The organism is Selenomonadales bacterium (assembly GCA_018335585.1).
Classification (GTDB): Bacteria; Bacillota; UBA994; order UBA994; family UBA994; genus UBA994.
This window is the reverse complement of the sequence record JAGXRZ010000037.1, coordinates 1-3,285: the sequence shown is the minus strand read 5'-3', so window position 1 is coordinate 3,285 and position 3,285 is coordinate 1. Positions and strand designations below refer to the sequence as shown.

Genomic DNA, 3,285 nt, shown 5'->3' with positions numbered 1-3,285 from the left:
ATTTGGGACAGAATAGCGCGCCGTGATGCTTGGAAAAGTCAATGGAGCCGTCAATTATGCGCTCGTTGTACATCTTGACCAAGTTGCTCTCGCCGACTTTTCTATAGTGGGCAATGAAGCATTTGCAGTAGGCGCAGCACACTTCTAGGACGTGGCTGCCTCTGACCTTTTTGCTGTTCGGATTCTTATATATTTCCATAAAGAACCGTCCCTTTTGTTTCACGCCCTTCTCGCCTGTTTCCTGCAACACGCCCCAATCGTGAAAAGAACGCAAAATGCGACGCACCGCGCGAGATACTGTCTCGCGCTCTCCGTACTGCTCGCGCGCGCGCCGTTGCACATGTGCGGCGGCCACACTGCCTTGTAGCCTCAGCAGGCGACCTACTATGGCCGCAACCGAGGCCCAAAAGGGGTAAACCGCCATGACCATGCCCCAGTGGACGACAATGTGCCGCTCGCGCGGCAGGCGCGCTAGCAACTGCAAGCCTTCGTTGCGCAGACAAACAAGCTCTTTAGGCACCGTTAGCCACGTCTTGCGGAGAATCACCATCGTCTTGTCGCGGCTGCCACCTTTACCCTGCCCGCCTACGGACAGCTTGTCGCTTAACATTGCCTGCAGAGCCGCGTTAACCGCAGATCTATCGTTGCCAGCCATCACTAGGTATGCTGTCGTGTCGAGCCATTCCAAGCGCACTCTTTGGCTAAACCCGACTTGCCCAAGCCTTAGCATGATTCACTCCCCTTCCCTGCCGGCGCACAGGGCAGAGGCAAGTCAATCTGGACGAGCGGGACGATTAGCTCCGCGAGAGAGTTTCCGCCGTGGCAAACCGCGCGTTCCCCGTGCCCAATAAAGGCCTTGCCGGGCGGTGCGAAAAGCGGCAGAAAATGCTCGGGCAAGCCCGTGGCCGGCCAAGGCAGCGTGCCTGCGAACCGGTCTTTTACTTTATTGCGCAGAGAGGCGTCCGCATAGATGCGCACGCGCTCTCCCTTAAGTTCTGCTAGGCTGCCTTCTGCGGGAGAGCCGCAGCCTGTCGCCTCGGTGTTGCCGTGGTCGGAAGTGAGGTAGACCCGAAAGTCACGCTCTAGCAGCAGGCAAAGCAGGTCGCCTAGATAGGGCTGTTTGGCCCACTGCTCGATTTGGTTGTGCAGACCGGCAGTGCCGAGTTGTACGCCATGCGCAATTTTGTCGACTTTGTCGACTACAAGCCCGACAACCCGCACTTCTGGGTGCGAAAGCCTCTCCGCTACTTCAGCCAAGCTGCCTTCGCCTAATCCCTTGATGTACTCCACCTGCTCGGCGGCACACCCCTGCTCCGCCCAGAACAGCCGCCAGAGCGCCGGTTCTTTGGCGGTGGTATGGATGCTGCTCGGGAAAAACCCGGGTATCTTGCCCGCAAAAACTGCTTGGCGCGATACAGAAGTTAAGGTTGGCAGCCAGGCAAAGACCGCTTGTTCGCGAAAGCGAAACTCGGGCACGCGGGCTGCTAAGGCTCTTTGCACGATAAGCCACTGGTCCATGGCTAGCCCGTCTATTAAGAGCAGAGCAACCTTGGTGCGTTCGTCATGCGCTAGGTGGGCCAACATACGCGGCACGTGGTGGAGCATTACCGGCGGAACCGGCGGCAGGTTAGAAAGCCCGGCGTAGCGGCAGAGAAGCCATGCGGTAAAGGCCTCGTCCACGCTTGATTTTAGTTCACGCGCCGCAGCTAGCTCTACTCCCTCCCCGACGGTGCCCGGTTGGTGCACAAGTACTAGGAGTTCGGCCCAACCTCGCGCGAAGTGTAGCCATTCCGTGTATTTCGCGGCGCCAGACGGGACAGATGAGCGCAGTGTGGCCACCAGTTTCTCTAGCCGGCGGGAGCGGTCCTCGCCCGGTGCTGTTTTGATGCCGATGTGCAGCCAAGTCTTAGGCAAACGCGCCGCATCGTCGCGCTGCACCGCGCTTAACAGCCCCTCGGCAAACAGGTTGTCGATGTAGACGCGCACATCGTGGTGTGCAAAAGGAAGGTCGGCGGGACCGGGCACAGTATAGCGATGTTGTGCTGCTTCGCGTACATGCGATGCTTGCCCGCCAAGCTCGCTGTCGACAAACGTCGGCCACCGCTCCTGCAAAAAGCGAAAGAAGTCCTCGCGCCTTGTCACCAAGCGCTCTAGCGGCCATTCACCAAAGCACGCGTTTTGCCGCAAGAGCGTGACCAAACGCTCGTCTAAGAGTGCGGGCAGACACCGGCCGTAGTAGTGGCGGCGCAGCAACATACGCAGGAGGTCTGCCGGTTCCCTAATTAGCTCCGGCGCGACTTGATACACGTGTCGGAGCACAAAATCCTTGGTGGCGTTCTCGCTAAGCCCACTAGGCGCGTTTGTCGCGTAGGCCAGAGACAAAGCATCGAGGTCGCTCCTATCTAGCGCTGCCACTACGGGGTAACTCAGGCCCGGAAAGATGTCGCCTAGGTTAAAGGCCAGCCGCCTGCCTGCCTGCAACAGGTCAAACGGCAGCGTTTCGTCCATTTGGCCGTCCAAAGAGCGTAGCACAACGACGAGCTCTGCCTGTTCGCCCTCATCCCAACGCGCGCGAAACTTTGCTTCATAGGCATAGCGGAAGGCAACGTGATCCTCAAACGGGAGGAGTGTAAAGCCCCGCTCGCGAATGCCTGCCAGGACGCCCTCTTCCGACAGAAGCCCGTCCGGGTCTTCCACCAGGGTCAGCCGTGCGACGTGCGGCGTAAACTCCCTGAGGATCTTCTCGCGCCAGCTTAGTTCACTTGGCATTAGCTCCCCCCTACGCGCAAAATAAGCAGCGGCAGCAAAAAGACTAGGCCGTTGTCAGCCAGAAACAAAGGCATAATGCGCCTAGAACCGGCAGCCGCGGCCGCCACGTAAGCAATCTTCTCCGACAATACACCGCTGGCTCCGTCTAGCGGCTTAAGGCGCGCCGCGGGAATGCGCACCACCGTATCGCTCTCAAGCAGCCAGACGCGGCACAAAGTTTCGCCCCAGAGCTTTTCAACCTCCAGCACCTTGCCGATTGCGCCCGTGTCGTTTAGCTGTACCCAATCGCCCTGGTTCAAGAGAGGCCACTCCTAGAGCCGGTAATAATGCCCCACACAGCGCGCATCCGGGTTCCGTCCATGGCCAGGTTGGCATCCTTCGCTACTTGCTGCCACGTGACGGCTGAACTTTGCTCAAGCCATGCGCGCGCGCGCTGAATGCGCGGGGTTGCTGCAGCCGGCGCTTCCTGGATAAACCTCTCACCCATAGCCACGCTTATCGACCTAGGCACGCCTA

The 3,285-nt window shown here is 59.2% G+C and carries 4 protein-coding genes; all 4 read right to left on the bottom strand.

Features of this window, described 5'->3' with window-relative positions; all coding sequences use genetic code 11:
- A partial coding sequence (locus KGZ66_06035; GenBank protein MBS3985143.1) for a hypothetical protein occupies window positions 1–730 on the bottom strand: 730 nt, incomplete at its 3' end.
- Window positions 724–2,769 (bottom strand): BREX-3 system phosphatase PglZ, encoded by a 2,046-nt coding sequence (gene pglZ / locus KGZ66_06030; GenBank protein ID MBS3985142.1) that lies wholly within the window; start codon window positions 2,767–2,769, stop codon window positions 724–726. The genes pglZ and KGZ66_06035, both read right to left, overlap by 7 nt.
- Complete coding sequence (locus KGZ66_06025) at window positions 2,769–3,068, bottom strand: hypothetical protein (GenBank protein ID MBS3985141.1); 300 nt, start codon at window positions 3,066–3,068, stop codon at window positions 2,769–2,771. Before KGZ66_06025 ends, pglZ begins: the two co-directional genes overlap by 1 nt.
- Window positions 3,065–3,285 (bottom strand): hypothetical protein (locus KGZ66_06020; protein ID MBS3985140.1); only part of this gene is annotated, 221 nt, incomplete at its 5' end. The genes KGZ66_06020 and KGZ66_06025, both read right to left, overlap by 4 nt.

Coding starts and splice junctions, on each gene's coding strand:
- pglZ (MBS3985142.1), bottom strand. CDS start 2,769: ATGCCAAGTGAACTAAGCTGGCGCGAGAAGATCCTCAGGGAGTTTACG.